The 235-nt window shown below is 64.7% G+C and carries 1 protein-coding gene; it reads right to left on the bottom strand.

Annotated features, from left to right (window positions below):
• Positions 1-235, bottom strand: a 235-nt coding sequence (locus tag Q4563_RS22665; RefSeq protein ID WP_303606155.1) for a TolC family protein, incomplete at both ends; no start/stop codon positions are given.

The following is a 235-nucleotide window of genomic DNA, read 5'->3' as shown; positions in this document are numbered from 1 at the left end:
CGATAACGCCGCGCTGGCGACACCACCGGTTGCGGTCAGGCTCAAGGATGGAAAATACGCCGCCCGGGCTGCGCCAATGTTGGCGTTGGCGGATTTCAGCGTGTGTTCGGCCGCCAGCACATCCGGTCTTTGCAAGAGTACCGCCGACGACAGCCCGACGGGAATGTCGGTCACCAGCTGTTGCGTGGTGGGCAAGCTGGTGGGCAGCAGGGCATCATCCAGGTCGGAGCCGACC

The sequence above is a fragment of the Gilvimarinus sp. 1_MG-2023 genome (assembly GCF_030548285.1).
This window is presented reverse-complemented; position numbering and strand designations above follow the sequence as displayed.